A 1,553-nucleotide genomic window follows, 5' to 3' on the forward strand; every position below is an offset into this window, starting at 1 on the left:
GTCGTCTTCACCCAGGGCTGCCTGATGCGCTGCCTCTACTGCCACAACCGCGACACCTGGGACATGGAAACCGACAAATCGCGCAAAATCACCGTCGATGAACTGATGCAACAAGTCATCCAGTACCGCTTCTACCTCAAGGCGACGGGCGGTGGCGTCACTGCCAGCGGCGGCGAATCACTGCTCCAGCCCGAATTTATCCGCGACTGGTTTGTCGCCTGCAAGGCCTACGGCATCCACACCTGCCTCGACACCAACGGCTACGCGCGTCACTACGACAAAAACCTCGAAGAACTGCTCGATCACACCGACCTTGTCATGCTTGACCTCAAACAGCTTGACAACGAAATCCACAAAAAACTTGTCGGCGTACCGAACAACCGTACCCTCAAATTTGCCGAACACCTGCAAGCACGCAACCAGCTCACCCGCATCCGCTACGTTATCGTTCCCGGCTACAGCGACGACGACCACTCCGCCCATCTCCTCGGCCAGTACATCGCGCCGATGGACAACATCGAAAAAGTCGAACTGCTGCCCTATCACGAACTGGGCGCGCACAAATGGGCGCTGTGCGGCGACACCTACAAACTCGAAGGCGTGCATCCGCCGCCGAAAGAAACCGTCGAACACATCGCCGACATCATTAAAAGCTACGGCAAAGAAGTCATGCACTAAAAACACGCAAGGAACGCCATCGCCATGAAAACCCCCGCCCTCATCGCCCTCTGCCTCGCGCTCACCGCCTGCCAAACCTTCAACCTCGACTTCCTGAAACCTGCCGCCGCAGAAGAACCCATAGAAGAACGCATCCCGGACGACCCCAACCACGCGCAGCTCTACCACCTGATGAAAGCCAACCGCGCGCGGATGAAAAGCGAAAACCCGCAGAGCAAGAACTCGCACAAAACCATCATCAGCGAACTCGTTCCCGGCGAACAGGCGGACGTGGAAATCGAGCTGGATGCGGGCATACCCTACGTTCTTTTTGCCAACTGCGCCGACACCTGCCGCGATCTTGACCTCGCCCTCACCCGCAGCGATAACCTGCAACAAACGCTGACCGCCGACACCAGCGGCGACACCCCCGCACCCGTGCTGCGCTACACTCCCGACCGCAGCGGCAAATACCGCGCCAGCATCATCATGGCATCCTGCCGCGCCGCCAGTTGTGCCTACAGCCTGCAAATTTTTGAAAGCCCGCAAGGCGTCCCGCAACATTAGAATTCCTTCCAAACCATAACTTGCACGACAACCCGACAAAATCCCAAACCTGCCGGGCTGTTGTCTGCTGCCCCACCCTAACCCTCCCCCACAGGGGGAGGGGACTCATTGGCTGAAAAATAGCAATGATTTCATGACTATCCATATGCGATACGACAGCAGTTATTTGAATCTGCCGCATAACGGCTCCCTCCCCCGTGGGGGAGGGTTGGGGTGGGGGGCAGGGATACAAATTCGAAAAAACGTATACCTTCGCCTGGTTTGGAAAGAGGTCTATTAGTTCGTCCGGACTATCGCCCGATGCTGAAGCGTGCTACCTTGCTTTTCGC

The 1,553-nt window shown here is 57.2% G+C and carries 2 protein-coding genes; both read left to right on the forward strand.

Annotated elements, in window-relative coordinates:
- A partial coding sequence (gene pflA, locus Q0349_RS04575; RefSeq protein WP_298079699.1) for a pyruvate formate-lyase-activating protein occupies positions 1-678 on the forward strand: 678 nt, incomplete at its 5' end.
- Positions 679-702: 24 nt separating this feature from the next.
- A complete protein-coding gene (locus Q0349_RS04580; protein ID WP_298079700.1) occupies positions 703-1,224 on the forward strand; it encodes a hypothetical protein in 522 nt (173 codons plus the stop codon).
- Positions 1,225-1,553 lie beyond the last annotated feature (329 nt).

It is taken from the genome of uncultured Cardiobacterium sp., from assembly GCF_938028185.1.
Classification (GTDB): Bacteria; Pseudomonadota; Gammaproteobacteria; order Cardiobacteriales; family Cardiobacteriaceae; genus Cardiobacterium.

Bases quoted from the DNA above. Each gene is read 5' to 3' on its own strand.
- Q0349_RS04580 (WP_298079700.1), top strand. From the start codon at position 703: ATGAAAACCCCCGCCCTCATCGCCCTCTGCCTCGCGCTCACCGCCTGC.